23 protein-coding genes and 1 other annotated feature are annotated in these 26,889 nt (G+C 35.0%); of the genes, 22 read left to right on the plus strand and 1 reads right to left on the minus strand.

Features of this window, described 5'->3' with window-relative positions:
- The first annotated feature begins 20 nt into the window (after nucleotides 1–20).
- The 5 genes from MHI39_RS08405 (at nucleotide 21) to pyk (ending at nucleotide 5,514) form a co-directional block, all read left to right on the plus strand.
- Nucleotides 21–578, plus strand: a complete 558-nt coding sequence (locus MHI39_RS08405; protein WP_058006064.1) for a GntR family transcriptional regulator — start codon at nucleotides 21–23, stop codon at nucleotides 576–578.
- A gap of 24 nt (nucleotides 579–602) precedes the next feature.
- Nucleotides 603–1,472, plus strand: a complete 870-nt coding sequence (gene accD / locus MHI39_RS08410; protein WP_342541073.1) for an acetyl-CoA carboxylase, carboxyltransferase subunit beta — start codon at nucleotides 603–605, stop codon at nucleotides 1,470–1,472.
- A complete protein-coding gene (accA, locus tag MHI39_RS08415; protein WP_058006012.1) occupies nucleotides 1,466–2,443 on the plus strand; it encodes an acetyl-CoA carboxylase carboxyl transferase subunit alpha in 978 nt (325 codons plus the stop codon). The genes accD and accA overlap by 7 nt, the downstream gene beginning before the upstream one ends.
- A gap of 327 nt (nucleotides 2,444–2,770) precedes the next feature.
- Nucleotides 2,771–3,730 (plus strand): 6-phosphofructokinase, encoded by a 960-nt coding sequence (gene pfkA / locus MHI39_RS08420; RefSeq protein WP_071976968.1) that lies wholly within the window; start codon nucleotides 2,771–2,773, stop codon nucleotides 3,728–3,730.
- A gap of 23 nt (nucleotides 3,731–3,753) precedes the next feature.
- Nucleotides 3,754–5,514, plus strand: coding sequence for a pyruvate kinase (pyk, locus tag MHI39_RS08425; protein ID WP_058006646.1), 1,761 nt, complete (start codon nucleotides 3,754–3,756; stop codon nucleotides 5,512–5,514).
- Between the two features lie 247 nt (nucleotides 5,515–5,761).
- On the opposite strand, the gene ytvI is transcribed toward pyk, so the two are convergent.
- A complete protein-coding gene (ytvI, locus tag MHI39_RS08430; protein WP_058006645.1) occupies nucleotides 5,762–6,889 on the minus strand; it encodes a sporulation integral membrane protein YtvI in 1,128 nt (375 codons plus the stop codon).
- 535 nt (nucleotides 6,890–7,424) lie between these two features.
- Here ytvI and citZ point away from each other — a divergent pair.
- The 17 genes from citZ to thrS all read left to right on the plus strand — a co-directional run bounded on the left by citZ (nucleotide 7,425) and on the right by thrS (nucleotide 26,744).
- Entirely contained in the window at nucleotides 7,425–8,540 is a 1,116-nt protein-coding gene (citZ, locus tag MHI39_RS08435) for a citrate synthase (RefSeq protein ID WP_058006644.1), read from the plus strand.
- A 180-nt stretch (nucleotides 8,541–8,720) separates the two neighbouring features.
- Entirely contained in the window at nucleotides 8,721–9,995 is a 1,275-nt protein-coding gene (icd, locus tag MHI39_RS08440; protein ID WP_058006643.1) for an NADP-dependent isocitrate dehydrogenase, read from the plus strand.
- Nucleotides 9,996–10,112: 117 nt separating this feature from the next.
- Complete coding sequence (gene mdh, locus MHI39_RS08445) at nucleotides 10,113–11,051, plus strand: malate dehydrogenase (protein WP_058006642.1); 939 nt, start codon at nucleotides 10,113–10,115, stop codon at nucleotides 11,049–11,051.
- Between the two features lie 130 nt (nucleotides 11,052–11,181).
- Nucleotides 11,182–11,658, plus strand: coding sequence for a MaoC/PaaZ C-terminal domain-containing protein (locus MHI39_RS08450; protein ID WP_058006641.1), 477 nt, complete (start codon nucleotides 11,182–11,184; stop codon nucleotides 11,656–11,658).
- 99 nt (nucleotides 11,659–11,757) lie between these two features.
- The gene (gene hflK / locus MHI39_RS08455) at nucleotides 11,758–12,732 is read left to right on the plus strand and encodes an FtsH protease activity modulator HflK (protein WP_058006640.1); all 975 of its coding nucleotides are present in this window, start codon (nucleotides 11,758–11,760) and stop codon (nucleotides 12,730–12,732) included.
- Nucleotides 12,722–13,657, plus strand: coding sequence for a protease modulator HflC (locus MHI39_RS08460; protein WP_058006639.1), 936 nt, complete (start codon nucleotides 12,722–12,724; stop codon nucleotides 13,655–13,657). Before hflK ends, MHI39_RS08460 begins: the two co-directional genes overlap by 11 nt.
- Nucleotides 13,658–13,766: 109 nt before the next feature.
- On the plus strand, nucleotides 13,767–16,400 hold the full coding sequence (gene polA, locus MHI39_RS08465) for a DNA polymerase I (protein WP_342541076.1): 2,634 nt from the start codon (nucleotides 13,767–13,769) through the stop codon (nucleotides 16,398–16,400).
- A 22-nt stretch (nucleotides 16,401–16,422) separates the two neighbouring features.
- Nucleotides 16,423–17,256: a DNA-formamidopyrimidine glycosylase gene (gene mutM, locus MHI39_RS08470; RefSeq protein WP_058006637.1), complete on the plus strand. Its 834-nt coding sequence runs from the start codon at nucleotides 16,423–16,425 to the stop codon at nucleotides 17,254–17,256.
- A gap of 73 nt (nucleotides 17,257–17,329) precedes the next feature.
- Nucleotides 17,330–17,962, plus strand: a complete 633-nt coding sequence (gene ytaF, locus MHI39_RS08475; RefSeq protein ID WP_342541077.1) for a sporulation membrane protein YtaF — start codon at nucleotides 17,330–17,332, stop codon at nucleotides 17,960–17,962.
- 13 nt (nucleotides 17,963–17,975) lie between these two features.
- Nucleotides 17,976–18,578, plus strand: coding sequence for a dephospho-CoA kinase (gene coaE, locus MHI39_RS08480; protein ID WP_180211664.1), 603 nt, complete (start codon nucleotides 17,976–17,978; stop codon nucleotides 18,576–18,578).
- A 184-nt stretch (nucleotides 18,579–18,762) separates the two neighbouring features.
- The gene (locus tag MHI39_RS08485; protein ID WP_071976972.1) at nucleotides 18,763–19,794 is read left to right on the plus strand and encodes a glyceraldehyde-3-phosphate dehydrogenase; all 1,032 of its coding nucleotides are present in this window, start codon (nucleotides 18,763–18,765) and stop codon (nucleotides 19,792–19,794) included.
- A 226-nt stretch (nucleotides 19,795–20,020) separates the two neighbouring features.
- Entirely contained in the window at nucleotides 20,021–20,398 is a 378-nt protein-coding gene (gene speD / locus MHI39_RS08490; protein WP_058006633.1) for an adenosylmethionine decarboxylase, read from the plus strand.
- A gap of 121 nt (nucleotides 20,399–20,519) precedes the next feature.
- Nucleotides 20,520–20,975 (plus strand): transcriptional regulator NrdR, encoded by a 456-nt coding sequence (gene nrdR, locus MHI39_RS08495; RefSeq protein ID WP_058006632.1) that lies wholly within the window; start codon nucleotides 20,520–20,522, stop codon nucleotides 20,973–20,975.
- Between the two features lie 82 nt (nucleotides 20,976–21,057).
- The gene (locus tag MHI39_RS08500) at nucleotides 21,058–22,455 is read left to right on the plus strand and encodes a replication initiation and membrane attachment family protein (protein ID WP_342541078.1); all 1,398 of its coding nucleotides are present in this window, start codon (nucleotides 21,058–21,060) and stop codon (nucleotides 22,453–22,455) included.
- 7 nt (nucleotides 22,456–22,462) lie between these two features.
- Nucleotides 22,463–23,398, plus strand: coding sequence for a primosomal protein DnaI (gene dnaI, locus MHI39_RS08505; protein WP_071976973.1), 936 nt, complete (start codon nucleotides 22,463–22,465; stop codon nucleotides 23,396–23,398).
- 92 nt (nucleotides 23,399–23,490) lie between these two features.
- Complete coding sequence (locus tag MHI39_RS08510) at nucleotides 23,491–24,339, plus strand: putative sporulation protein YtxC (RefSeq protein ID WP_251337463.1); 849 nt, start codon at nucleotides 23,491–23,493, stop codon at nucleotides 24,337–24,339.
- 73 nt (nucleotides 24,340–24,412) lie between these two features.
- Nucleotides 24,413–24,641 (plus strand) — a binding site (T-box leader).
- A gap of 177 nt (nucleotides 24,642–24,818) precedes the next feature.
- Complete coding sequence (thrS, locus tag MHI39_RS08515; RefSeq protein WP_280616061.1) at nucleotides 24,819–26,744, plus strand: threonine--tRNA ligase; 1,926 nt, start codon at nucleotides 24,819–24,821, stop codon at nucleotides 26,742–26,744.
- The last annotated feature ends 145 nt before the right edge of the window (nucleotides 26,745–26,889 follow it).

Raw genomic sequence — 26,889 nt, forward strand, 5'->3', positions numbered from 1 at the left:
TTGTTAATCAAATTCGTCAAATGATTCATGATGACGGACTTGTATCTGGGGATAAGCTTCCCTCTGAACGTGAATTATCAGAGCGTCTCAATATCGGACGATCATCTGTGAGAGAAGGATTGAGAGCTCTAGAGTTACTTGGTTTAATTGAAACACGTAGAGGGGAAGGAACATTTCTTCGCGATTTTGCAGACCATTATTTAGTTGAATTATTAAGTACCTTTATTTTACAGGATGAAAAAGTAAAAAATGATGTTTTTGTTACTAAAGAATTATTGGAAAAAGGTGCAATTAGACTTATTATTCAACAAAAGGATAAAGATTCAATTTTCTTATTAAAGACCAAAATGGAACAAGGAGTCTACTTATTAGAAGATGATTTCTTTTTTGAGTTAGTTCAACTTACAAATATACGCTTACTACTTAAAATTTGGTTATTAATAAAAGAATATGCATCACAATTAAATGTTTCTAGAGAAATAAACAATATAGAACCATATAAAAAGCTCATTAATGCTATATTGGATGAAGACTTACTTTTATCACTCCACTTATATGAACAAATAAGAAAATTGTAAAAGAGCGACAAGGAGGATTATCTTTTGCTTAAAGACTTTTTTTCGAAACCAAAGAAAAGAAAATATGCAACCATTCCGTCAGAGGCTGCTAAACACGATGTTCCTGAAGGAATAATGTCAAAATGTCCTAACTGTCGGAAGATTTTATATACAAAGGAATTGCAGAAAAACTTAAAAGTATGTATGCATTGTGGTTATCATCATCCGATGAATGCGTATGAACGTGTGGAAAGCTTTATTGATGAGGGGACTTTTAAAGAATTCGATCGACATCTACAATCCGAAAACCCTTTAAACTTTCCTGATTATCTAGAAAAACTGAAAAAAGATCAACAAAAAACAAAAATGAATGAAGCTGTTTTAACGGGTAGCGGAAATGTAAATGACATACCAATAATCCTTGCAATAATGGATTCAACTTTCCGAATGGGAAGTATGGGATCAGTAGTAGGGGAAAAAATAACGAGAGCCATAGAAGAAGCGGATAAACAGGGAGTTCCTTTTGTTATTTTTACCGCTTCTGGTGGAGCCAGAATGCAAGAAGCTGTTCTTTCATTAATGCAAATGGCAAAAACAAGTGCAGCACTAAAGAAATTTAGTGATAATGGTGGATTAGCTTTATCAATTATGACTCATCCTACCACTGGTGGGGTTTCAGCAAGTTTTGCTTCCTTAGGTGACTATAATTTTGCTGAACCAGGTGCATTAATTGGATTTGCTGGCCGAAGAATAATTGAACAAACGGTACGCGAGGAATTACCAGAGGACTTCCAAACGGCGGAGTACTTATTAAAGCATGGACAGTTAGATGCAATTATTGATCGATTAGAGTTAAAAGATACCATTACAAATGTTCTTGAAATTCATAAGCAAGCAGGTGAAATAATATGGTAAATGAGCTTGAATTCGAGAAGCCGTTACTGGAGTTACAGAAAAAAATTGCAGAACTTAAAAAGCTTACAAAAGACTCAGATGTTGATTTATCAGCAGAAATTAACAAGCTAGAGGCAAGACTTGTAAAAGTGGAAGCTGATATTTATGAAAACATGAAGCCTTGGGATCGTGTACAGATTGCTAGATTTCCAAGCAGACCGACGACTCTTGATTATATTCCACATCTTTTTACTGACTTTTTTGAGTTACATGGGGATCGTGTATTCGGAGACGATGAAGCGATTATTGGTGGAATAGCTAAATATAAAGGACTGCCTGTTACAGTAATCGGACAGCAACGAGGCAGAGATACGAAGGAAAACATACGTAGAAATTTTGGTATGCCTCATCCAGAAGGGTATCGTAAAGCTTTAAGATTAATGAAGCAAGCGGATAAATTCAATCGACCTATTATTAGTTTTATTGATACTAAAGGTGCATTTCCTGGAAAAGCTGCTGAAGAAAGAGGTATTTCCGAATCAATTGCGAAAAATCTTTTTGAAATGGCTGGCTTAAGAGTACCTGTTATTTGTATTGTTATTGGAGAAGGAGCAAGTGGTGGTGCGTTAGGTATAGGTGTTGGCAATCATATTCATGTTCTTGAAAATTCTTGGTTTTCCGTCATTGCTCCTGAGTCTGCTGCAACAATACTCTGGAAGGATGCAAGTCAAGCCAAACGTGCTGCGGAAATTATGAAAATTACTGCCCCTGACCTTAAACAATTGGGCGTTATCGATGAAGTAATCCCTGAGGTAAAAGGTGGAGCACATAAGGACATTGCATCTCAAGCAGAAGCAATTGATAAAGTGTTAGCAAAATCGTTAAAGGATTTAGTAGGTTTATCATCTGAAGTTCTTATTGAACAGCGCTATAATAAATATCGTGTTATTGGTGAATTTACAGAATTAAAGGATTATGTTAGTAGTAAATAATAGATAATTAGAAATGTAAGCAATCGTTGAACCGATTGCTTACATTATTTTTATCCAAAGTTTACCTGTCCTTCCACAGGTGAAATGAAACGTGTAGCGGTTTTCAATTGATGTTTTTAGTTAAAATTTTACTTTAATAGCAACAATGTTTGGGAAAAGAGCCTTTTCATAAAAAAATTTTTTATGATAACGTTTTCTCGTCTTCTAAAAGTTTGAGAACAAGAATATAAAGTGGTATTTTAGAAATATTAAAAGGTATTCATTATGAAGGTTTTTACCTTTTCACAATCTACTATTAAATGTGAGATAAAATTAGAGGTGGTTATCATGAAACGTATTGGTATTTTAACAAGTGGTGGAGATGCACCTGGAATGAATGCAGCTATTCGTGCGGTAGTGCGTAAAGCGATTTATCATGATTTAGAGGTATATGGAGTTTATAACGGTTATAGTGGTCTTATAAATGGAAAAATAGAAAGACTAGAAGTAGGATCCGTAGGTGATATTATACATCGTGGTGGTACAATGCTTCATTCTGCACGTTGTGAAGAATTTAAAACTAAAGAAGGACAACAAAAAGGTATTGAACAACTGAATAAATTTGGAATTGAAGGTTTAGTAGTAATTGGAGGGGACGGTTCGTATCAAGGAGCTAAAGCATTAACAGAACATGGATTTCCATGTATCGGTGTTCCAGGTACGATTGATAATGATATTCCAGGAACTGATTTTACCATCGGTTTTGACACTGCATTAAATACTGTATTAGATTCCATTGATAAAATTCGAGATACTGCTTCATCACATGAGAGAACATTTATTATTGAAGTGATGGGAAGAAATGCTGGAGATATTGCTCTTTGGTCTGGATTAGCAGGCGGAGCCGAAACAATATTAATTCCAGAGGATCCATATGATATGGAAGAAATTGCAGATCGTCTTCGAAAAGGAAATGAGCGTGGAAAAAAACATAGTATTATTGTAGTCGCTGAAGGAGTTAAAAGTGCTCATGACTTTGCAAAAGAATTAGAGGCAGCAAGTCATTTTGATACACGAATTTCTGTACTTGGGCATATTCAGCGGGGAGGTTCTCCGACAGCTAGTGATAGAGTATTAGCTAGTCGTCTAGGTGCACGAGCTGTGGAGTTACTAATTGAAGGAAAAGGTGGAAGAGCAGTAGGTATTCAAAATAACCAATTAGTGGATTATGATATACTGGAGATATTAGGTACACCTCATAAAGTTGATCTTGATATGTATCGATTGTCAAAAGAACTATCAATATAGAAATATGAAGAAGGAGAAGCAAAATGAAAAAAACGAAAATTGTCTGTACAATTGGACCAGCTAGTGAAAGTATTGAAATGCTAGAAAAACTCATGGAATCAGGTATGGATGTTGCCCGTTTGAATTTCTCACATGGTAGCCACGAAGAACATGAGGCAAGAATTAAAAATATTCGTCAGGCAGCTAAAAATACTAATAAAACGGTTGCTATTTTACTTGATACAAAAGGACCTGAAATTCGTACAAATGATATGGTGGATGGTGCGATTGAATTACGTGAAGGCAATCAAATCATTATCTCGATGAGTGAGGTATTAGGAACAACTGAAAAGTTCTCTGTGACATATGATGGATTGATTCATGATATTAGTGTTGGCTCTAAAATTTTATTAGACGATGGACTAATTGAATTGGAAGTTACTTCCGTAGATATGAATAAACAAGAAATACATACTTTAATTTTGAACAGTGGAACATTAAAAAATAAGAAAGGTGTCAATGTTCCTGGTGTATCCGTAAATCTACCTGGTATTACAGAAAAGGATGCTAGTGATATTCTATTTGGGATACAACAAGGAGTTAATTTTATTGCTGCATCCTTTGTACGTAGATCCTCAGATGTACTAGAAATTAGACAATTATTAGAAGAAAATAATGCGACACATATTCAAATCATACCAAAGATTGAGAATCAAGAAGGTGTCGATAATATCGATGAAATATTAGCAGTATCAGACGGGTTAATGGTAGCGCGTGGAGATTTAGGTGTGGAAATTCCTACGGAAGCTGTTCCGCTTGTTCAAAAAAGCTTAATTAAAAAATGTAATGAACAAGGTAAACCGGTTATTACAGCTACTCAAATGTTGGATTCTATGCAAAGAAATCCAAGACCTACAAGAGCAGAAGCTAGTGATGTTGCTAACGCTATTTTTGATGGTACAGATGCAATCATGCTTTCAGGTGAAACTGCTGCTGGCTCTTATCCAGTTGAAGCTGTACAAACAATGTATAAAATAGCTATTCATGCAGAGCAAGCATTGAATCATGATGAAATACTTTCTTATCATAGTAAAAACAGTGAACACAATATGACTGATGCCATTTGTCAATCGGTTGCTCATACGGCCATCAATCTGGATGTTAATGCGATCATTACTCCTACTGAGAGTGGTCATACAGCTAGGATGATTTCTAAATACCGTCCAAAAGCTCCGATTGTTGCTGTAACATCTAATGAAAAGGTATATTTAAATCTTGCCTTAGTTTGGGGAGTTACGCCACGAATTGGTCAAAAAGTTGAAACAACAGATGAAATGTTAGAACTTGCCGTACAGGAAAGCCTAAACACAGATATTGTTAAGCATGGAGATTTAGTAGTTATTACTGCGGGAGTGCCAGTAGGTGAAGCTGGAACCACGAATCTAATGAAAGTTCATGTAGTAGGGGATGTTGTTGCAAAAGGTCAAGGCGTAGGAAGAAAATCTGCCTATGGAAAAGTAGTTATAGCAAAAAGTGCAGCGGAAGCTCAAGCCAAGGTTGAACCAGGTTCTATTTTAGTTACTCATGGAGTAGATAAAGAAATGGTACCAATCGTAAAAAAATGTAGTGCGTTAATTACTGAAGAAGGTGGATTAACAAGCGATGCTGCAGTAGTAGGAATCAATTTAGGAATACCAGTTATTGTAGGGGTTGAAAAAGCTACAAGCTTATTGGTAGAAGGTCAGGAAATCACGGTTGATCCATCTCGTGGAGTCATTTATAATGGCCATGCAAGTGTGCTATAATTTGAAATTTATATAATTAGTGAAGGCTCTTTTTTCAAATTTATTACTATTTAAGTAAAGCTATAACTAATAAATATCAACCGAGGATGGCTATATGTTTCAATTTACTGAGCAAAGAGCTGCAATCTTTATAAGAACCGCTGGAATCCTTTATTTGGAGTAAAAGCAGGTAGTTGGGCTTTTACAAAAGTTACAAACTATAAGGAAACAGCTTTAGTAAAAAAAATGACGTGAGACTATGTTCACGTCATTTTTTAATTACATTTGGTTTCCCTAAAATGAAATTCCAAATATCTTGAAAAACATTAGCTCTATGCAAGGTTGTGATGATTACTAAGGTAACAGGCCCAAGTATCAATCCTAGGAATCCCACAAGCTTAAAGCCGACAAATAACGCAATTAGTGTTGCGAGTGGATTTAAACCAATACTTGAAGATAAAATTTTTGGTTCCATTAATTGTCTCTGTACAACGACAACGGTGTACAGAACTCCTAGTCCTATTGCTAGAGGAATATTACCTACAATTGCTTCATAGATAATCCAAGGAATAAATACAACTCCAGTTCCTAAATAGGGAAGAATATCAACAATTCCACTAACTAAAGCAATCGTAATTGCGTAGTCTACCCTTAAAATTAATAACCCAATTAGTACGATTACCAAAGTTATTGAAATCAAAGTAAGCTGGGCACGAACAAAACCAAATAATGCCTTTTTTAGATCGGTTATCACTGTTCGAAAACTTTTCATCGCCCGTTCTGGAAGAAGCTTTCCACTAAATCTAGATAGTCTATTCCAATCTTTGCTTATAAAAAATGTGGCTAATAAAGAAAAAACTAAAACAGTTGCAGCATTTGGAATCCAGGAAACTAGTGCTGGTAGTTTGAGGAAAAAGTTTTGCAAAAAGTTACCAGCACTAGAAGCGATTTTTTGACCAGCTGTTTGAATATTAGTCATAATAGTATCTTGTTGACCAGCATCTAAATTTTTAAATAAACTCGCTGCTTGATTATATATAGGTAAAACCTGTCCAGCAATAAAATCCTCAATATATTCAACCAATGTATTCACATGTTTTGGCACAACATCAGCTAAATAATTCGTTCCTGATACAATTTCAGCAATTAATAAAGTAATCAATCCAATGAAAATACTGATGATTAAAATGATAGATACAATCACTGCAAGTGCACGAGGAAATCTTGCTTTTCTCTCCAAGAAATTGACTAAAGGATTAATAAGTAGTGCAATCACTATGGCGATGAGAAATGGATAAGTAACCTTTGATACGAAATAAAAGATAAACGCACCACCTAAAACGATTCCTAAAACTATTAAAAATCGAATGGTACGATTGACATAAACGGGATTCAATTTACAGCCCCCAATCGTTTTAATATGTATATTTTACAACGTGTAAAGTTAAAAAAAAAGTAATAAAGATATACAGAGAAAACTCTAATTATTAATCAATCTATATTAAATGAAATAAAATTATTTTAATATAATAATGTGCAGTTAACACAAATTGTGATATCTGCATAAAACAGATAATAACGAATTTAAAGATAGAAAAATACACATAATTAACAAGATGAAAATTAATGACTAGAAATTGTTTCATTCAGAAAATAATATTAGCAAAATTAATTGCAAAAAATGTAGAAAATTATTACACATACTTACCTTCTTTGTTTATAATAGAAATGTAAGCGAATTAACAATGCCCCAAAATAGACAAGAATTTTAATTATATTATAATAGGATATGTGACCGCTTGCATTCGTTAGTACATAGTGGGGCAAACGTGTTAATCCCGAAGATTTTCGGGTATAGAAATAACTAAAGTATTATTATCATATCAGCATCCTTAATTAGGATAATAGAAGGATAAAAAGGAGAGATGATCATGACAGCAACGAAAGGTCTAGAAGGAATTGTTGCAGCTAGTACTTCAATCAGTTCAATCATCGATGATACCCTTACATATGTAGGTTATAACATTGATGATTTAGCAGAAAATGCTAGCTTTGAAGAAGTAATTTATTTATTATGGCATCTTAAACTACCTAACAAAGAAGAACTAAATGATTTAAAACAACAATTAGCGAATAATATGGAGTTACCTCAAGAAGTAATTAATGCAATGAAAGCATACCCAGTAAAAAATATTCATCCAATGGCTGCATTGCGTACAGCTGTTTCAACTTTAGGACTTTACGATGAAGAAGCAGATGTAATGGAAGAAGCAGCAAATTTCCGTAAAGCTGTTCGTCTTCAAGCAAAAATGCCTGCCATTGTAGCAGCATTTGCACGTATTCGTAAAGGGCTGGAACCAATTGCACCAAGAACTGACTTCGGTTTTGCTGCTAACTTTCTTTATATGCTAACTGGAGAAGAACCAGAAGCAATTGCGATTGAGGCATTCAACAAAGCTCTCGTTCTTCATGCTGATCATGAACTTAATGCTTCTACATTTACTGCACGTGTTTGTGTTGCTACATTGTCAGATGTTTACTCAGGTGTAACAGCAGCAATTGGTGCATTAAAAGGACCTCTTCATGGTGGTGCGAATGAGCAAGTAATGAAAATGCTAAGTGAAATTGGCTCCGTAGAAAATGTTGATTCCTATATTCACGGCAAGCTTTCAAATAAAGAGAAGATTATGGGATTTGGACATCGTGTTTATCGCCAAGGTGACCCTCGTGCTAAACATTTGAAAGCAATGTCAGAAAAATTAACTAAATTAACTGGTGAGCCTCAATACTATGAAATGTCTACAAAAATTGAAGAAATCGTTACTTCAGAAAAGGCTCTTCCACCAAATGTTGATTTCTATTCTGCATCTGTCTACCATAGCTTAGGAATCGATCATGATTTATTTACACCAATTTTTGCGGTTAGTCGTGTTTCTGGATGGTTGGCACATATCCTTGAACAATATTCAAATAACCGTTTGATCCGACCACGTGCTGAATATGTAGGTCCTGGAATGCAAACGTATGTACCAATTGAAAATCGTTAAGACAAATTATTTACAAATTTAAAAAAAATTGGTCTAATATACATGTAATCTTCGGGTTAGAAGTTTGCTCTTCTAACCTTTGATACTGTTTTTGCATTAATATCTCACCCTCGAGATTTAAAAAGTTTTTTAAAGTCAATCGAGGTGCTTGAGCTTTTAAAATGAATTGGAGGGAAAGAAATGTCACAAGGTGAAAAAATCAGAGTAGAAAATGGCGTGTTAAACACACCAAATAATCCAATTATCCCATTTATTGAAGGTGACGGTACAGGACCTGATATTTGGGCAGCATCACAAAGAGTGCTAGATGCAGCTGTTGAAAAAGCATACAAAGGTGAGCGTAAAATTGAGTGGAAAGAAGTTTATGCTGGTCAAAAAGCATTCGATAAAACTGGTGAATGGCTTCCTTCTGAGACTCTAGACGTAATTCGTGAATATTTAATAGCAATTAAGGGACCACTTACTACTCCTGTTGGAGGCGGTATTCGTTCATTAAATGTAGCTTTACGTCAAGAATTAGACTTATTTGTATGTTTACGCCCAGTTCGTTATTTTGAGGGTGTTCCATCTCCTGTTAAACGTCCTGAAGATACTGATATGGTAATCTTCCGCGAAAACACTGAGGATATTTATGCAGGTATTGAATATCAAGAAGGTTCTGCAGAAGTGAAGAAAGTCATTGAATTTTTACAAAACGAAATGGGTGTGAATAAAATTCGCTTCCCTGAAACTTCTGGAATCGGTATTAAGCCGGTATCTGCAGAAGGAACGAAGCGTTTGGTACGCGCAGCAATTAACTATGCTATTAAAGAAGGACGCAAATCTGTAACACTTGTACATAAAGGAAATATTATGAAGTTTACAGAAGGAGCATTTAAAAACTGGGGTTATGAGTTAGCCGAACAAGAATTCGGCGATAAAGTATTCACTTGGGCACAGTACGATAAAATTAAAGATGAACAAGGTTTAGATGCTGCGAATAAAGCACAAGATGAAGCTTTAGCTGCTGGAAAAATTCTTGTAAAGGATTCAATCGCTGATATCTTCTTACAACAAATATTAACTCGTCCACGTGAATTTGATGTGGTTGCAACAATGAACTTAAATGGTGACTATATTTCTGATGCACTTGCTGCTCAAGTAGGTGGAATTGGTATTGCTCCAGGAGCAAACATCAACTATGAAACTGGTCATGCTATTTTCGAAGCAACACACGGAACAGCACCTAAATATGCTGGATTAGATAAAGTAAATCCATCTTCAGTAATCCTTTCTGGTGTTCTTTTACTTGAACACTTAGGTTGGAATGAAGCTGCTAACTTAATTACTAAATCTATGGAAAAAACAATTGCTTCAAAAGTTGTCACTTATGATTTTGCTCGTCTAATGGATGGGGCTACAGAAGTGAAATGTTCTGAATTTGGAACAGAGCTAATCAAAAATATGGAAATATAATAAGGGAGCCTGGCAACAGGTGACAAAAAAATGCCGGTTGATACTTATCGCCGGCAGTTTTAATATAGATCGGTACAGAATCATTACATGACTAACCATTCAAGGAGGATTTTTTAAATGACTATGAACAGAAAAAAAATCTCAGTTATTGGTGGCGGTTTTACTGGTGCAACTACAGCATTCCTTTTAGCACAAAAAGAGCTTGGAGATATTGTACTTGTTGATATTCCTCAAGCCGAAAATCCTACAAAAGGGAAGGCACTTGATATGTTAGAAGCTGGTCCTGTTCAAGGGTTTGATGCTAATATTATCGGAACGTCTAATTATGCAGATACAAAAGATTCTGATGTAGTTGTCATTACAGCAGGTATTGCTCGTAAACCAGGTATGAGTCGTGATGACTTAGTACAAACAAACCAAAAAGTAATGAAAAGTGTAACACAGGAAATAGTTAAGTATTCTCCAAACTGCTTCATTATCGTATTAACCAATCCAGTTGATGCAATGACATACACAGTATTCAAAGAGTCCGGATTCCCTAAAAACCGTGTAATCGGTCAATCAGGTGTACTTGATACTGCTCGCTTCCGTACATTTGTTGCACAGGAATTAAATTTATCCGTAAAGGATATAACGGGATTCGTTCTTGGTGGCCATGGGGATGATATGGTACCGTTAGTGCGCTATTCTTATGCTGGCGGCATTCCTTTGGAAACATTAATTCCAAAGGAGCGGTTAGATGCTATTGTTGCACGTACACGTACTGGTGGTGGAGAAATTGTAAACTTACTAGGTAATGGTAGTGCTTATTATGCACCTGCAGCTTCTTTAGTGGAAATGGTTGAGGCACTTGTAAAAGATCAACGCAGGGTTCTGCCTTCCATCGCTTATTTAGAAGGTGAATATGGATATGATGGGATCTATCTTGGAGTTCCAACGGTCCTAGGTGCTAATGGTATTGAAAAAATAATCGAACTAGAATTGACAGCAGAGGAAAAAGCTGCGCTTGATAAATCGGCTGAATCCGTTAAAAATGTAATGAATGTATTAGCTTAAATAAATAGAAAAAGGGATTTTTCGAAAGGATTTGATTCTTTTGAAAAATCCCTTTTTCTATCTAAGTACTTATTAAATATTATGATATAATAAATGTAATCGTTTTCAAAAACAAAGGGGAGATGTTGTAATGCTTTTAGGAAAAAGGAGAAAGATTGGGAGAAAAATTGAAGAAATATCTATTGGAGAAAAATTAACCTTAACTGAAACAGTTGAGGATAAGGACCTCCTTCTATATTTAGGATTGACAAATGATGCAAATCCATTATACATACAACATGATTATGCTGCCCAAACTCCATTCGAAAAGCCAATTGTACCAACAATCATGCTAACAGGTATGATTACATCGGCTATATCCAAGTATTTACCAGGTCCGGGGTCACATGTGGTTACTCAGAAATTAGAATTTTTAAAACCTATCTATCATTATAGCTCGATTCATTTCCTATTCGAAGTAGTAGATGTACATCCAGATAAACATTTGATAGATATTCAAATTCAAGCAACCAATGATGCAAACGAAACAGTTATTCAAGGTTTTTTAACTGTATGTCCACCACATAGAATAGAAACATTAAATGAAAAAGTATTAGATAATTTTTGAAACGATCCAATAATCGGATCGTTTTTATTTTTTTCGGAACCTTTTACAAATAAATACGTACATAAAGATAGATAAATAGGGGGAGAAAGGGTGGTTTGATTGAGTTTAAAAAGAATTTATACAATTACAGGATTCATTATAGCAATCATTATCCTTGGGATTGTGCTTGTTTCTTCTTGGTATACTGTGGATGAATCAGAGCAAGCAGTGATACTAACATTTGGTAAAGCAGAGGAAGCTATCCAGGAACCAGGACTCCATTTTAAGTTACCTTGGCCAGTCCAATCGGTTGAAAAGCTTTCACGAGAGACTTTTAGTTTGCAATTTGGTTATGATCAAAAGAAAAATAAGGTGAAAGATTACCCTGATGAAACAAAAATGATTACTGGGGATGAAAACATCCTCATGGCTGATTTAGTTGTACAATGGAAAATAACTAATCCGGAGAAATATCTATTTAATTCTGAGCAGCCGAATCAAATTTTATATAACGCTACATCATCTTCTTTGAGAAGTATTATAGGAAGCTCGAAAATTGATGATGCACTTACATCTGGGAAAGCTGAAATAGAGGCAGGTGTCCGTGAATTATTGACTTCATTAATTGAAAAATATGACATTGGTATTTCAATAATGGCGGTAAAATTACAGGATGTTGAGCTCCCGAATACAGATGTCCGAAAAGCGTTTACAGATGTCACGGATGCGAGAGAAACAATGAATACGAAAATTAATGAAGCAAAGAAATACGAAAATAAGCGAATGAATGAAGCAGAAGGAGAGAAGGAAGCACTAATATCTAGAGCCGAAGGGGAAAAAGCATCCAGAATTCAAATAGCTCGTGGGGATGTTGCAGTATTCAATAAACTTTATAATGAATACAAAAAAAATCCTGAAATTACTAAAGAGCGCCTAGTCATTGAAACGCTTGAGCAGGTTCTTCCTGGGGCAGAAATCTACATTATGAATGATGACGGGAATACGATGAAATACCTGCCGATCCGTCCGTTAGAAAAAGAAACACCAATAACAGAAAAGAAAGAAGAGGGAGGCGACCAAAATAATGAAGGATGATAACGTCATTAATATGAAAGAGACAAAGCTTGGGGAAATGAACTGGAGAAAGTATACAAAGATTGGGATGTTTTTTATTATTTTAATCATTATTTTCGGGTTAATCCTATCAAATATCTTTATTGTTAAAGAGGGAGAATATAAGGTCATCCGGCAATTTGGTGAAGTGGTAAAAATCAAAAGTGAACCAGGATTGGGCTTTAAGCTGCCATTTATTCAAAGTGTGACAACACTTCCAAAATATCAAATGACCTATGATGTCTCGAAAGCAGAAATTAATACAAAAGATAAGAAACGAATGATTATAGATAATTATGCTATTTGGAAAATAGTAGACCCTAAAAAAATGATTACCAATGCTAGAAATGTTGATAATGCTGAAAATAGAATGGAAGAGTTTATTTATTCAGTTGTCCGTGCCGAATTAGGAAACTTAAATTATGAAGAAATTATTAATGATGAAGTATCATCGAGAGGAAGTTTAAATGATAAGGTTACTGATATGGTTAACGATCTTTTAGCTAAGGATAACTACGGCATCGTCGTAACTGATGTTCGGACGAAAAGAACCGACTTACCTGAGGAAAATGAGCAATCCGTTTATACTCGAATGATTTCTGAAAGAGAAACGAAGGCACAAGAATATTTGTCTAAGGGTGATGCTGAGAAAAATACGATCGAGGCCAAAACGGATAAAGTAGTAAAAGAAATGCTTTCAAAAGCTCAAGCGGATGCAGAAGTAATCCGATCCGAAGGAGAAGGAGAGGCAGCTAAAATCTATAATGAAGCTTTCTCGAAAGATAAAGAGTTTTACCATCTTTTTAGAACATTAGAATCATACAAAAAGACAATTGGTGACCAAACAATGATCATTCTCCCATCAGATTCACCATATGCAAAATTATTAATGGGCTATACAAAATAATAGACTGATATGGTCAGCAACGATGCTGGCCATTTTCCTTTTCAGGCGTGTACATGATAAAATGGGGTAAGGTAACTACTCGGATACGATAAATCTGGAGGGGAAACGATTGGAAAAAAAGCTAATATTAATTGATGGAAATAGTATCGCCTATCGGGCATTTTTTGCCTTACCATTATTAAACAATGATAAAGGGATCCATACCAATGCCATTTACGGTTTTACAACGATGCTAATGAAAATTTTGAATGAAGAAAAGCCTTCTCATTTATTAGTGGCTTTTGACGCAGGGAAGACGACTTTTCGTCATAACACATTTAAAGAATATAAAGGAACGAGGCAGAAAACACCACCTGAGCTTTCGGAACAATTTCCATTTATTAGAGAGCTACTAGATGCCTATGGGATTAAAAGGTATGAATTAGAAAACTATGAAGCTGATGATATTATTGGGACACTCTCTCTTCAGGCTGAAAAAGATGGTTTTGAAGTGAAGGTAATATCTGGAGATAAGGATTTAACACAGCTTAGCTCAGAACATACAACAGTATGCATTACCAAAAAAGGGATCACAGAAATAGAGGAGTATACACCAGAGCACATTAAAGAAAAGTATGGTTTAACTCCAGAGCAAATTATTGATATGAAGGGATTAATGGGTGATTCTTCGGATAATATTCCTGGAATTCCTGGAGTCGGAGAGAAAACAGCCATTAAACTATTAAAGGAATATGAAACAGTAGAAAACTTATTACAATCTATTGATCAAGTTAGTGGAAAGAAATTAAAAGAAAAAATCGAGGAATATCAAGAACAAGCAATCATGAGTAAAAAGCTTGCAACAATTACTCGTGAAGCTCCTGTAACTATATCAGTGGATGAAACAGCTTATGAAAATAGTAATGATGAAAAACTAGTTACTCTTTTCAAGGAGCTAGGTTTTAATTCATTAATAGATAAATTAGATGTCAAACATAACCCTGATCAAAAGGAAGAGTTCGACAAGCTCGAATATCAAATAATTGAAGAAATCACAGATGAACTGTTTACGAACGAGAGTGCTCTTTATTTGGAAATCTTTGAAGAGAATTATCATACGGGTGAAATAATTGGTCTAAGTATTTGTAATGAAAATGGAGTATTTTATTTACCGGTAAAGACTGCTTTGAATTCTAGTGCATTTAAAACATGGGCGCAAGACGAAACAAAGAAAAAATTTGTATATGATGGAAAAGCTGCAGTTGTTGCTTTAAGACGTTTTGGTGTGGAGCTGAAAGGAATAGATTTTGACTTATTAATTGCTTCTTATTTACTCAATCCTTCGGAAACTGTGGAAGATTTTGCATCCGTTGCGAAACGTCACGGGTATAACATGGTTCATAGTGATGAAGAGGTGTTCGGTAAAGGGGTGAAGCGAAAAGTTCCAGAAGAGAACACCCTTGCTGATCATGTAGTGAGAAAGGCTGTTGGAATTGCTAGCTTGGTTAATTCTTGCTTAGAGGAGCTTGAGAAAAATGATCAGCTAGAACTCTTTACAGAGCTTGAGCTACCTCTTTCATTTATATTAGCAGATATGGAATCAACTGGAATCATGGTGAATATTGACCGTTTAAAACAGATGGGGGAAGAATTGACTGAACGTTTACAATCAATAGAAGAAAAAGTGTTCGAATTAGCTGGTGAGTCATTTAATATTAATTCTCCAAAGCAATTAGGTGTTATATTATTTGAAAAACTAGGATTACCTGTGTATAAGAAAACTAAAACGGGTTATTCAACATCTGCAGATGTACTTGAAAAGCTTGAATCTGAACATGAGATTGTTAAGGAAATCCTCCACTATCGTCAATTAGGTAAATTACAATCTACCTATATTGAAGGTTTATTAAAAGTTGTTCATTTAGACAATAGTAGGATTCATACAAGATATAATCAAGTTCTTGCTCAAACAGGAAGACTAAGCTCAGTTGACCCCAATCTTCAAAATATCCCCATTCGACTAGAGGAGGGACGTAAATTAAGACAAGCCTTTATCCCAACTGAAGAGGATTGGTTCATTTTCTCTGCTGATTACTCACAAGTAGAGTTGCGTGTATTAGCTCATATTGCGGGTGATAAAAAGCTTATCGAAGCTTTTAACGAAGATATGGATATTCATACGAAGACAGCGATGGATGTATTCCATGTGAAAAAAGATGAAGTAACCAATAATATGCGTCGGCAAGCAAAAGCAGTTAACTTTGGAATAGTTTATGGAATTAGTGATTATGGGTTATCACAAAATTTAGGTATTACAAGGAAGGAAGCAGGGAAATTTATTGAACGCTATTTTGCGAGTTATCCTGGGGTAAAAGATTTTATGACGGATATTGTTCAGGACGCAAAACAAAAGGGTTATGTTTCAACAATTCTAAAAAGAAGAAGATATATACCTGAAATAACTAGCAGAAACTTTAATATTCGTAGCTTTGCCGAGAGAACTGCAATGAATACACCGATTCAAGGAAGTGCCGCTGATATTATTAAGAAAGCAATGATTGATATGGCGGCTAGATTAAAACAAGAAAACCTACAAGCACGTCTTCTTTTACAGGTACACGATGAATTGATTTTTGAAGCTCCTAGTAATGAAATAGATATTTTAAAGAAAATTGTACCTGAAGTGATGGAAAATGCAGTTCAATTAGTTGTACCTCTTAAGGTTGACTATGCATACGGTCCTACATGGTTTGATGCAAAATAAGTAATAAAAGAGGAGATTTATGATGCCTGAATTACCGGAAGTAGAAACGATAAGAAGAACATTACAGAATCTTGTAGTAGGGAAAACGATTGATAATGTACAGGTGCATTGGCCTAAAATCGTAAAAAAGCCGGTTGAGGTTGAACAATTTAAGGATGCATTGATCGGGGAAACAATTACAGATGTTAATCGAAGAGGGAAGTTTCTAATTATTAATCTAAATACTTACGCTCTCGTTTCCCATCTACGTATGGAAGGGAAATATGGTTTATTTAATAGTGATGAACCATATGATAAGCATACACATGTCATATTTCATTTTACCGATGGAACAGAGCTGCGTTATCGCGATGTCCGAAAATTTGGGACAATGCATTTATTTTTGAAGGGTGAAGAAAACAACGACCTTCCATTATCACAATTAGGTCCTGAACCGTTTTCAAGCTCATTTACTAACCAATATTTGCAGGGAAAACTTAAGAAAACGGAACGAAAGATAAAACCTGTACTTTTAGACCAAACAATTGTTACAGGACTTGGCAATATTTATGTGGATGAAGCATTGTTTAGAGCAAAGATACATCCTGAACGAAAGGCCAACACCTTGAATAGCGATGAACTAATAAATCTTCATCAAGAAATTATCGCTACCTTATCTGAAGCTGTAGAAAAAGGTGGGAGTACGATTCGTTCCTATGTAAATTCCCAAGGAGAGATTGGTATGTTCCAATTGCAATTACTTGCATATGGGCGTAAAGGGGAAGAATGTAAACGATGTGGAACCCCTATAGAAAAAATTGTCACTGCGGGTCGAGGAACTCATTTTTGTCCAAACTGTCAAAAGAATAGGCCCTAATTAAATTTTAACATCTGATAAGCTCCTTCCATATATTATAGTTAGTGATGTGAGAACAGGAAGGAGCTTTATCATGGGCTTTCAGTTATCACTCTTTTTAATGGCTTTTGCTGTTAGTTTAGATAATTTTAGTGCAGGTTTTACTTATGGTTTAAGAAAAATGAAAATCCCGATAAAATCTATATTGATTATAGCGATTTGTTCAGGACTTTCATTGGGAATTGCATGTGTCTTTGGGAGGATTCTACAGTCGTTTATCGATCATAATCTCGCCAATCGATTGGGTGGTATCATATTAATTTTGATTGGCATTTGGGTCTTGTATCAATTTTTTAAGCCAGAAAAGGTATCAACAAAAGAGGATGAAAAAGTAGTATTAAATGTTGAAATTCGTTCACTCGGTGTAGTAATAAATATATTAAAAAAGCCAACGAGTGCGGATTTTGACAATTCCGGAGCCATAAATGGAATTGAAGCGTTTATGCTTGGATTTGCTTTGTCTTTAGATGCCTTTGGAGCTGGAATTGGAGCAGCTATGCTCGGATATTCTCCAACCTACTTAAGTATTCTAGTTGCGTTAATGAGCTTTTTATTTGTAACAGGTGGATTAAAATTAGGAAAAATGTTCTCCCATCTTAATTGGATGCAAAAAATTTCTTTTTTACCGGGTGTATTACTAATATTAATCGGAGTATTTAAATTTTAGTGAGGTTATAAATATGGCAAAGATTATAGGACTAACCGGTGGTATTGCGAGTGGAAAAAGTACAGTTTCTAACTTATTAAGAAGAAAAGGCTTTGCTATTGTGGATGCAGATATTGCTGCTAGAAAAGTTGTTGAAATTGGTAAGGATGCCTATAAACAAATAGTTGAAGCTTTTGGTCCAGAGATTTTACAACAAGATCAGAATCTGGACAGAAAAAAACTAGGAACCATTGTTTTTCATGATGAAGAAAAACGGCTAATGCTAAATCAAATTGTTCATCCCGCTGTTAGAGAATACATGCAAAAAGAAAAAGAAACAGCTCTTAAACAGGGGAAAGAGACGGTTATTATGGACATTCCATTATTGTTTGAAAGTAACCTCGGTTACATGGTAGATCAAACGATCCTTGTCTATGTTGAGCAATCCATCCAATTACAAAGACTGATGGATAGAAATCAATTCACGGAGGCAGAGGCGATGGCAAGAATTCAATCACAAATGCCACTTGAAGAAAAAATTGAGAAATCTGATGCTGTAATTAATAATAATGGAACGATTGATGAGACAGAACAACAATTAAATGAAATCATTACAAAATGGTTCCTTAAACCTTAAATTTATAAGGTAAATAGAATAACACAAATAAGGGAGATTCCTATAAATATTAGGAATCTCCCTATTTTTATTTGGAATTTATAAATAGAAACATATTTGTACTTACATAATTCGATTAATGTGTTATACTATTTTTAGAAAATCCACTTAATGAGTATAACTTTAATATTGGAGGCTAACATTGATGAAAACAAGAATAGCAATTAATGGATTTGGTCGAATTGGACGAATGGTATTCCGAAAAGCGATATTAGAGAATGAATTAGATATAGTAGCGATCAATGCAAGTTATCCTGCAGAAAGCTTAGCACATTTAATTAAGTATGATACAACACATGGGAAATTTGAGGCAGATATTCTGTCAACTGAAGAAGCATTAATTGTTAATGGACATCGCATTAAACTCCTAAATCAACGGAATCCAGGAGAACTTCCGTGGAAAGATATGAATATAGATATTGTAATTGAGGCAACTGGTAAATTTAATTCACGAGAAAAGGCTGAACTTCATTTACAAGCCGGTGCCAAAAAAGTGATCTTAACTGCCCCTGGGAAAAATGAAGATGTAACTATTGTCATGGGAGTAAATGAAAGCGCATTAAAAATTGATGAACATGACATTATTTCAAATGCATCATGTACAACAAACTGCTTAGCACCAGTCGCCAAAGTATTAAATGAGCAATTTGGCATTGAAAACGGATTAATGACTACTGTCCATGCCTATACGAATGACCAAAATAATATAGATAATCCGCATAAAGATTTACGTCGTGCCCGTGCATGTGCGCAATCCATTATACCTACAACAACAGGTGCTGCTAAAGCGTTAGCCCTCGTTCTACCAGAACTGAAGGGGAAGCTTCACGGAATGGCTTTAAGGGTACCAACTCCAAATGTATCCTTAGTTGATTTAGTTGTAGATTTGAAGAAAGAAGTAACAGTTGAAGAGGTAAATGAGGCGTTTATGACAGCTGCCTCAGGCTCCTTGCATGGAATCCTAGAATTTACGACAGAGCCACTAGTATCAGTTGATTTTAATACGAATCCACATTCAACTATTATTGATGGTTTATCGACCATAGTGATGGATGGACGGAAAGTGAAAGTTCTTGCATGGTATGATAATGAGTGGGGATATTCCTGTCGAGTTGTAGATTTAACTAAATTTGTTGCCAAAGAAATGAATACAAAGTCAAAAGTAAACATAGGATAAAATATATGAGCTTGCTATCCATGGATAGCAAGCTTTTTTTATCATTCTATTGCAAAAAGAATTTAAACAAAGTATACTATTTTTCGTGAAGTTAAAAATTTAATATTTGTGGCTACTTAAAGGGTTAGGACCTCTTTGGACTAACTTTCCCCCGTGGTAGTTACATTTGTGCTTTTCACAATGTTTTTTAACCGCAAAAATATTAAGTTTGAAGGGGGAACGATCAATGGAAACTATGGGTCGTCATGTAATTTCTGAATTATGGGGTTGCGATTTTGAAAAGTTAAACAATATGGATTTTATTGAAAAAACGTTTGTTGATGCAGCATTAAAATCTGGTGCTGAAATTCGCGAGGTGGCTTTTCATAAATTTGCTCCACAAGGTGTGAGCGGTGTAGTTATTATTTCTGAGTCACATTTAACTATTCACAGCTTTCCTGAACATGGATATGCTAGTATTGATGTTTACACATGCGGGAATTTAGATCCAAATATTGCCGCAGATTATATAGCAGAAAGTTTACATGCTGAAAAGAGGGAAACGATTGAATTACCTCGTGGCATGGGAGCCGTACAAATTAGCAAAGAACAAGTAAATGTATGAAAAAATAATATAAAAAAAGAGCAACGAGGTGTATAGACATACACCTCGTTTTTTTTCTTGTGATTTTCACAAGTTTTCTATATCATGAAGATATTAATGATCTTTGAACGGAGTTGATCATATGAAATGTCCGTCATGCTCACATAATGGAACTCGCGTAGTTGATTCACGCCCTATTGATGAAGGCCGCTCTATACGGAGAAGAAGAGAATGCGAAATATGTAACTATCGTTTTACAACATTCGAAAAGGTCGAAGAATCTCCTCTTATCGTCGTGAAAAAGGAAGGGGTACGCGAGGAGTTTAGTCGTGATAAAATATTACGAGGTTTAATAAAAGCTTGTGAAAAAAGACCTGTGGCTCTTGCGGAATTAGAAAAAATAACGTTAGATATAGAGCAGCACTTAAGAAATCAAGGATATTCTGAGGTTAACTCGGAGTTAATTGGTGAACTGGTTATGGACAAGTTAGCAAAAGTAGATGAGGTTGCATATGTCCGGTTTGCTTCGGTTTATAGGCAGTTTAAGGATATCAATGTTTTTCTTGAGGAATTGAAAGAACTAATAAAAAAAGATTAGCAAATGGAGGGTGACCCAACTAATGAGTGTTTTACACTTAGGGTCACCTTTTCAAATCAATGTGTTTTGAGGAAGTGTAGACATGAATCAGATGTGGAATGAGGTACAGCCTGTTGATCGGTACCAGGTAACTTCAAATGGAATCCTACATGACTATGATCGGAAGGTCATCTCGTTTCTTTATCAACCATTAATTGGAACTAATTGTTATAGCTTGTATTCGACTCTTTGGAATGAAATTGAAATCAATAGGATATGGTCAGATGATTGGACACATTATCATTTAATGAATTTTTTAGGATTAAATTTGAGAGAAATTTATGAAGCCCGTTTAAAGCTTGAGGGAATCGGACTATTGAAAACATATATGAAAAAAGATGGGGAAGAACGAGGTTTTATTTATGAGCTCCAGCCACCCTTATCCCCTGAACAATTTTTTACGGATGGGATGTTAAATGTTTTTTTATATAGACAATTAGGGCATAGTCATTTTCAACGGATGAAAAAGTTTTTCTCGGACCATGTGATTGACAGAGATTCACATAAAGAAATTACTCGATCATTTCAGGATGTATTTACTACGAATAATGATCCTTTTATCCAGGATATGGATGCTCAAAACGCAAGTCTTATTGAAAACAATAGTCAGTATATCTCAAGAAATGAAACGAGTAAGATACAAATAGAAGTAGCGAATTTTGATTTTGAATTATTGTTTGCTGGATTAAATGAATACCTAATTCCAAGGAAAGCTATCACTCGTCAAGTGAAGGAAGCAATATCCAACCTTGCATTCTTATATAGTATTAACGCGATTGAGATGAAAAGTTTATTACTGAGTTCATTAAATGCAGAACAGGAAATTGATATTAATGATTTGAGAAAAGCAGCGAGAGATTGGTATCAACTGGAACATGCAGATGGGGTCCCGCAATTAGTTGACCGAATTCAACCGGGATTGCAACGTCAAGCTGGTGTAAATGATACAATGACACAGGAAGAACAATTAGTCCATTATTTGGAAACAACCTCGCCGCGTCAATTATTAATTGATATTTCGGACGGTGCAGAACCTTCCAAAGGCGACCTTGTTGCAATCGAAGAGATAATGTTTCAACAGCAGCTTCCTCCAGGAGTTGTCAATGTACTAATTCATTATGTTATGCTTAAGACAGATATGAAACTCACTAAAAATTATATAGAAAAAATAGCCTCTCATTGGGCAAGAAAAAAAGTCAAGACGGTGAAAGAGGCAATGGATCTTGCAAAAAATGAGCACCGACAGTATCAGCAATGGGCTAAAAACAAGGATCAAAAAACACAAAGAAAACAACCGATTCGCAAAGAAAAATTACCTGATTGGTTTAATGAAGAAAATAATCAGACCGAAGAAAAAAATCAACTGAAAGAGAAAGAGTCGATGGAGGAAAAGCGCCGAAGATTAGAATCAATTCAAAATCAATATAAAAATCGGAGGTGAAGTATAGATGGAAAATATAAATGATACATTAAAGAGATTTACTATGAATAGTCGTTTTCAACAACAAATGAATGATATAAAAAGAGAAGTGATCAATCACCCGGATATACGTGAGTTTCTTAGAAAGCACCAAGATGAGATTACTACATCAATGATTGAAAAAAGTTTAATGAAGCTATATGAGTATAAGGATCAATCAAAGGACTGTAGGGACTGTCCTAGTTTAGATTCTTGTGTAAATATGATGAAAGGTTTTGAACCAGAAATTATTTTGCGAAGAGACTCGATTGATCTCCACTATCGTCCATGTAAAAAGAAACGAATAGCTGACGAAAGAAAGAAATCAAGAGAATTAATTCAAAGCATTTATGTACCAAAGGAAATATTACAAGCTTCATTTGGTGATTTTTCATTGGAATCGGATGGACGGTTAACGGCATATGAGTATGCAGAGCGATTTGCTCGAGAATATGAACTAGGTAAAAAAATGAAGGGGCTCTATCTTTTTGGGAAATTTGGTGTTGGGAAATCCTATTTATTAGGGGCGATTGCTAATCATTTAGCTGAAAATAAACAAATTTCCTCCTTGATTGTTTATGTGCCAGAGTTTTTCCGAGAAATGAAGCAATCATTAAGTGATCATTCTACAAATGAAAAACTAGAGGTTGTAAAAAAAGCCCCTCTATTAATGCTAGATGATATTGGTGCAGAAGTAATGACAAGTTGGACACGTGACGAAATATTAGGATCGATCATGCAATTTCGTATGCAAGAAAACTTACCTACCTTTTTTTCATCCAATTTTGATTATGGGGAACTACAACATCATCTTACTTATTCTCAAAGAGGAGAAGAAGAAAAAATAAAAGCTGCCCGAATCATGGAAAGAATTAAATACTTATCGATTCCAATACGTGTAGATGGACCGAATATGCGACACTAGTCTAGATACATTTAAGTAACTACTACTTCTAAATTGTCCAAGCATCCCATATATATATATCATGGATGATTCCATGTAGAGGGGGGATATGCTTGGATTTTGTTTTTAAAGAATTATCTGATGCAATTTGGCTACATGAATATTTTATCAAGAAAAATCAAACGATAACATTTTATGAAACAGCTTTCCAAAATCAAAAGCAATATATTTTAACGATTGATAATCATAAGGTTTCAATCCAAGAAATACAATCTGGATTTATTCAATTTATTCTAATAAAAAAACGAATGGATTGGGCTCGAGATATTCTCAAAGAATATTTTTATTATAAAGAGGAGTCCGAACAAGATAATATTTTGGACATTGTAACGGAAATGTTTGATGGGGAACGTCCAGAACTTATGAAAATGGTTAGTGTAATGAATGATGAAGTGATGATACGAGAGGCAATTCTCTCTTTATTTGATGATCATAAATCGATTTCTTTTGACTCATTAATCAAGTTTCGCTTAAAAAAATATTTTGAACAATTGATTCAATATGTTGAAATGGCGATAGATGAATATAAAATGGAACAAGAGTATCAAGTATTTATTCAAATGTTAAGAGATTATTTGGCTAATCGTAAGGCATGTATGGACACTGTTCGAATTTATTTTGGTGAGTATGGGAAGTTTTATAGTAAAGAATATCAGGAATTATCAAAAGAGCAGATTTCAGAAATGATTGATAGAAGATTAATTACGAATCATCCAATCTATATTGATTCTGTTACAATTGCTCCTTTACTGTCCATTGCGCCCAAAAATATATATTTATATGCTGATTCAGCAGATAATGGATTGATCCGAACCATTCAAAATATTTTTGAAGAAAGGGTTATCCTTTTAGAGAAAGAACAATTTTGGAAAGAAAAAAACAGGTATCCTATTAATCACTAAAAAATTTATTGACACACCTCTTGATTTTCTCGGGTGAACCATCTATAATTACGTACATATTCAATCAAAATAGTTAAATGTATTGATGAGGACAAGAGTATTCCTTTACGGTTCCCAGAGAGGAAAGAAATGGTGAAAGCTTTCCAACACGAATTGAGTACTTACCACCTCTAAACTTCAACTGCGAACGTTTAAACTATTAGTAGTTGACGGACACATTCCGTTATAATGATCCGAAGTCATATCATCATGTTGATATGAAAACTTAGGGTGGAACCACGTGTATATAACTCGTCCCTTTCATAGGGAACGAGTTTTTTTATTTTTGGGCTCTTTAAAAAGTTTTGTAGCAGGTGATTATAATGAATGCTATTGATTACAACTAAAAAATGTAGTAAAAACGCAAAAAGAGTCTACATAATATAATCTGCTGTCGTACCAAATAAGGTACTCACGCATTAATGAAGGAGTGGTACAGAATGTCAGAAGTGATTAAAATGACTTTTCCAGATGGTGCTGTAAAGGAATTTCCTAATGGAACAACTACTGAAGATATTGCAGCATCTATTAGTCCTGGATTAAAGAAAAAAGCAATTGCAGGGAAAGTGAATGAAAAATTAATTGATCTTCGTACGCCAATTACGTTTGATGGATCTATTGAAATCGTTACACCCGACCATAAAGATGCATTAGAGGTACTACGTCATAGTACAGCTCATTTAATGGCACAAGCTGTTCGGAGAATTTTCGGAAATGTGAAATTAGGGGTAGGGCCAGTTATCGAAGGTGGATTTTATTATGATATGGACCTTGAAGTATCTATCACACCTGAGGATTTACCGAAAATAGAAAAAGAAATGAAGAAAATTATTAGCGAAAATCTTGAAATCATACGTAAGGAAGTTTCTCGTGATGAAGCAAAAGAACTTTTTGCTGGTGATGAATATAAGCAAGAACTCATTGATGCAATTCCTGCTGATGAAAAAGTAACGATTTACGAACAAGGTGAATTCTTTGATCTATGTCGTGGAGTACATGTTCCTTCTACAGGTAAAATTAAAGAATTTAAATTATTAAGCATTGCGGGAGCATATTGGCGCGGCAATAGCGATAATAAAATGCTACAACGTGTATATGGAACAGCCTTCTTTAAAAAAGAGGACTTAGAACAGCATTTGAAATTTCTAGAAGAAGCGAAGGAAAGAGATCATCGTAAAATCGGGAAGGAATTAAATTTATTTACAACTTCCCAAAAAGTGGGACAAGGTCTTCCAATGTGGCTACCAAAGGGAGCAACAATCCGTCGTATTGTTGAGCGTTATATTGTCGATAAGGAAGAACGTCTTGGCTATAATCATGTGTATACACCAATTATGGGTAGTGTTGATTTATATAAAACAAGTGGACACTGGGATCATTACCAAGAAGATATGTTCCCTGTAATGGAGATGGATAATGAACAATTAGTTCTTCGTCCAATGAACTGTCCGCACCATATGATGATTTATAAAAATGGCATTCATAGTTATCGAGAATTGCCAATTCGAATTGCTGAGCTAGGTACAATGCACCGTTATGAAATGTCAGGTGCACTTTCAGGATTACAACGTGTTCGCGGAATGACTTTGAATGATGCACATATATTTGTACGTCCTGATCAAATAAAAGAGGAATTCCAACGTGTAGTTGAATTAATCATTGCCGTCTACAAAGATTTTGATATCACTGACTATTCCTTCCGTTTATCCTATCGTGATCCGGAAGATAAAGAAAAGTACTTTGATGATGATGAGATGTGGAATAAAGCACAAAGTATGTTAAAAGAAGCGATGGATGGATTAGGTCTTGAATACTTTGAAGCAGATGGCGAAGCAGCTTTCTATGGTCCAAAATTAGATGTTCAAGTTCGTACAGCATTAGGAAAAGACGAAACTCTTTCTACAGTTCAACTTGATTTCTTATTACCTGAACGCTTTGATTTAACTTATGTAGGTGAAGATGGGAAACCGCATCGTCCAGTGGTTATCCACCGTGGAGTTGTATCGACAATGGAACGCTTTGTCGCTTATTTAATCGAGGAATACAAAGGTGCATTCCCTACTTGGTTAGCTCCTGTACAAGCTGTAGTTATCCCAGTATCACCGGAAGTTCATATTGATTATGCGAAACAAGTCGAGGAAAAACTTCGCGCTGAAGGATTTAGGGTTGAATTAGACTCACGGGATGAAAAAATTGGTTATAAAATTCGTGAGCATCAAATGCAAAAAATTCCATACATGCTTGTCGTTGGAGATAATGAGGTAAGCGACAATGCCGTTAATGTACGTAAGTATGGCGAACAAAAATCTGAAACAGTATCTTTTGAACAATTTGTCGCAGATTTAAAAAAGGAAGTTGTAAAATAAAAAAAGTCTAGTGTTAGTTATGCACTGGAGCTCGTCAAAGTTGGACTGACTTTGGTAGTGCATGCTATATTTTCTTATCTTTAAAAAAACTATTGCAGATTAGTTGGGATTTTGCTAATATAGATGATGTTGCAAAAAGAAATTC

Origin of the sequence: Heyndrickxia sp. FSL K6-6286 (genome assembly GCF_038630395.1) — a bacterium.
GTDB lineage: Bacteria > Bacillota > Bacilli > Bacillales > Bacillaceae_C > Heyndrickxia > Heyndrickxia oleronia.

Bases quoted from the DNA above. Each gene is read 5' to 3' on its own strand.
- MHI39_RS08500 (WP_342541078.1), top strand. From the start codon at position 21,058: ATGAATCAGATGTGGAATGAGGTACAGCCTGTTGATCGGTACCAGGTA.
- accA (WP_058006012.1), top strand. From the start codon at position 1,466: ATGGTAAATGAGCTTGAATTCGAGAAGCCGTTACTGGAGTTACAGAAA.
- citZ (WP_058006644.1), top strand. From the start codon at position 7,425: ATGACAGCAACGAAAGGTCTAGAAGGAATTGTTGCAGCTAGTACTTCA.
- pfkA (WP_071976968.1), top strand. From the start codon at position 2,771: ATGAAACGTATTGGTATTTTAACAAGTGGTGGAGATGCACCTGGAATG.
- MHI39_RS08405 (WP_058006064.1), top strand. From the start codon at position 21: ATGATTCATGATGACGGACTTGTATCTGGGGATAAGCTTCCCTCTGAA.
- mutM (WP_058006637.1), top strand. From the start codon at position 16,423: ATGCCTGAATTACCGGAAGTAGAAACGATAAGAAGAACATTACAGAAT.
- nrdR (WP_058006632.1), top strand. From the start codon at position 20,520: ATGAAATGTCCGTCATGCTCACATAATGGAACTCGCGTAGTTGATTCA.
- MHI39_RS08450 (WP_058006641.1), top strand. From the start codon at position 11,182: ATGCTTTTAGGAAAAAGGAGAAAGATTGGGAGAAAAATTGAAGAAATA.
- coaE (WP_180211664.1), top strand. From the start codon at position 17,976: ATGGCAAAGATTATAGGACTAACCGGTGGTATTGCGAGTGGAAAAAGT.
- speD (WP_058006633.1), top strand. From the start codon at position 20,021: ATGGAAACTATGGGTCGTCATGTAATTTCTGAATTATGGGGTTGCGAT.
- dnaI (WP_071976973.1), top strand. From the start codon at position 22,463: ATGGAAAATATAAATGATACATTAAAGAGATTTACTATGAATAGTCGT.
- MHI39_RS08460 (WP_058006639.1), top strand. From the start codon at position 12,722: ATGAAGGATGATAACGTCATTAATATGAAAGAGACAAAGCTTGGGGAA.
- MHI39_RS08485 (WP_071976972.1), top strand. From the start codon at position 18,763: ATGAAAACAAGAATAGCAATTAATGGATTTGGTCGAATTGGACGAATG.
- thrS (WP_280616061.1), top strand. From the start codon at position 24,819: ATGTCAGAAGTGATTAAAATGACTTTTCCAGATGGTGCTGTAAAGGAA.
- mdh (WP_058006642.1), top strand. From the start codon at position 10,113: ATGACTATGAACAGAAAAAAAATCTCAGTTATTGGTGGCGGTTTTACT.
- pyk (WP_058006646.1), top strand. From the start codon at position 3,754: ATGAAAAAAACGAAAATTGTCTGTACAATTGGACCAGCTAGTGAAAGT.
- icd (WP_058006643.1), top strand. From the start codon at position 8,721: ATGTCACAAGGTGAAAAAATCAGAGTAGAAAATGGCGTGTTAAACACA.
- ytaF (WP_342541077.1), top strand. From the start codon at position 17,330: ATGGGCTTTCAGTTATCACTCTTTTTAATGGCTTTTGCTGTTAGTTTA.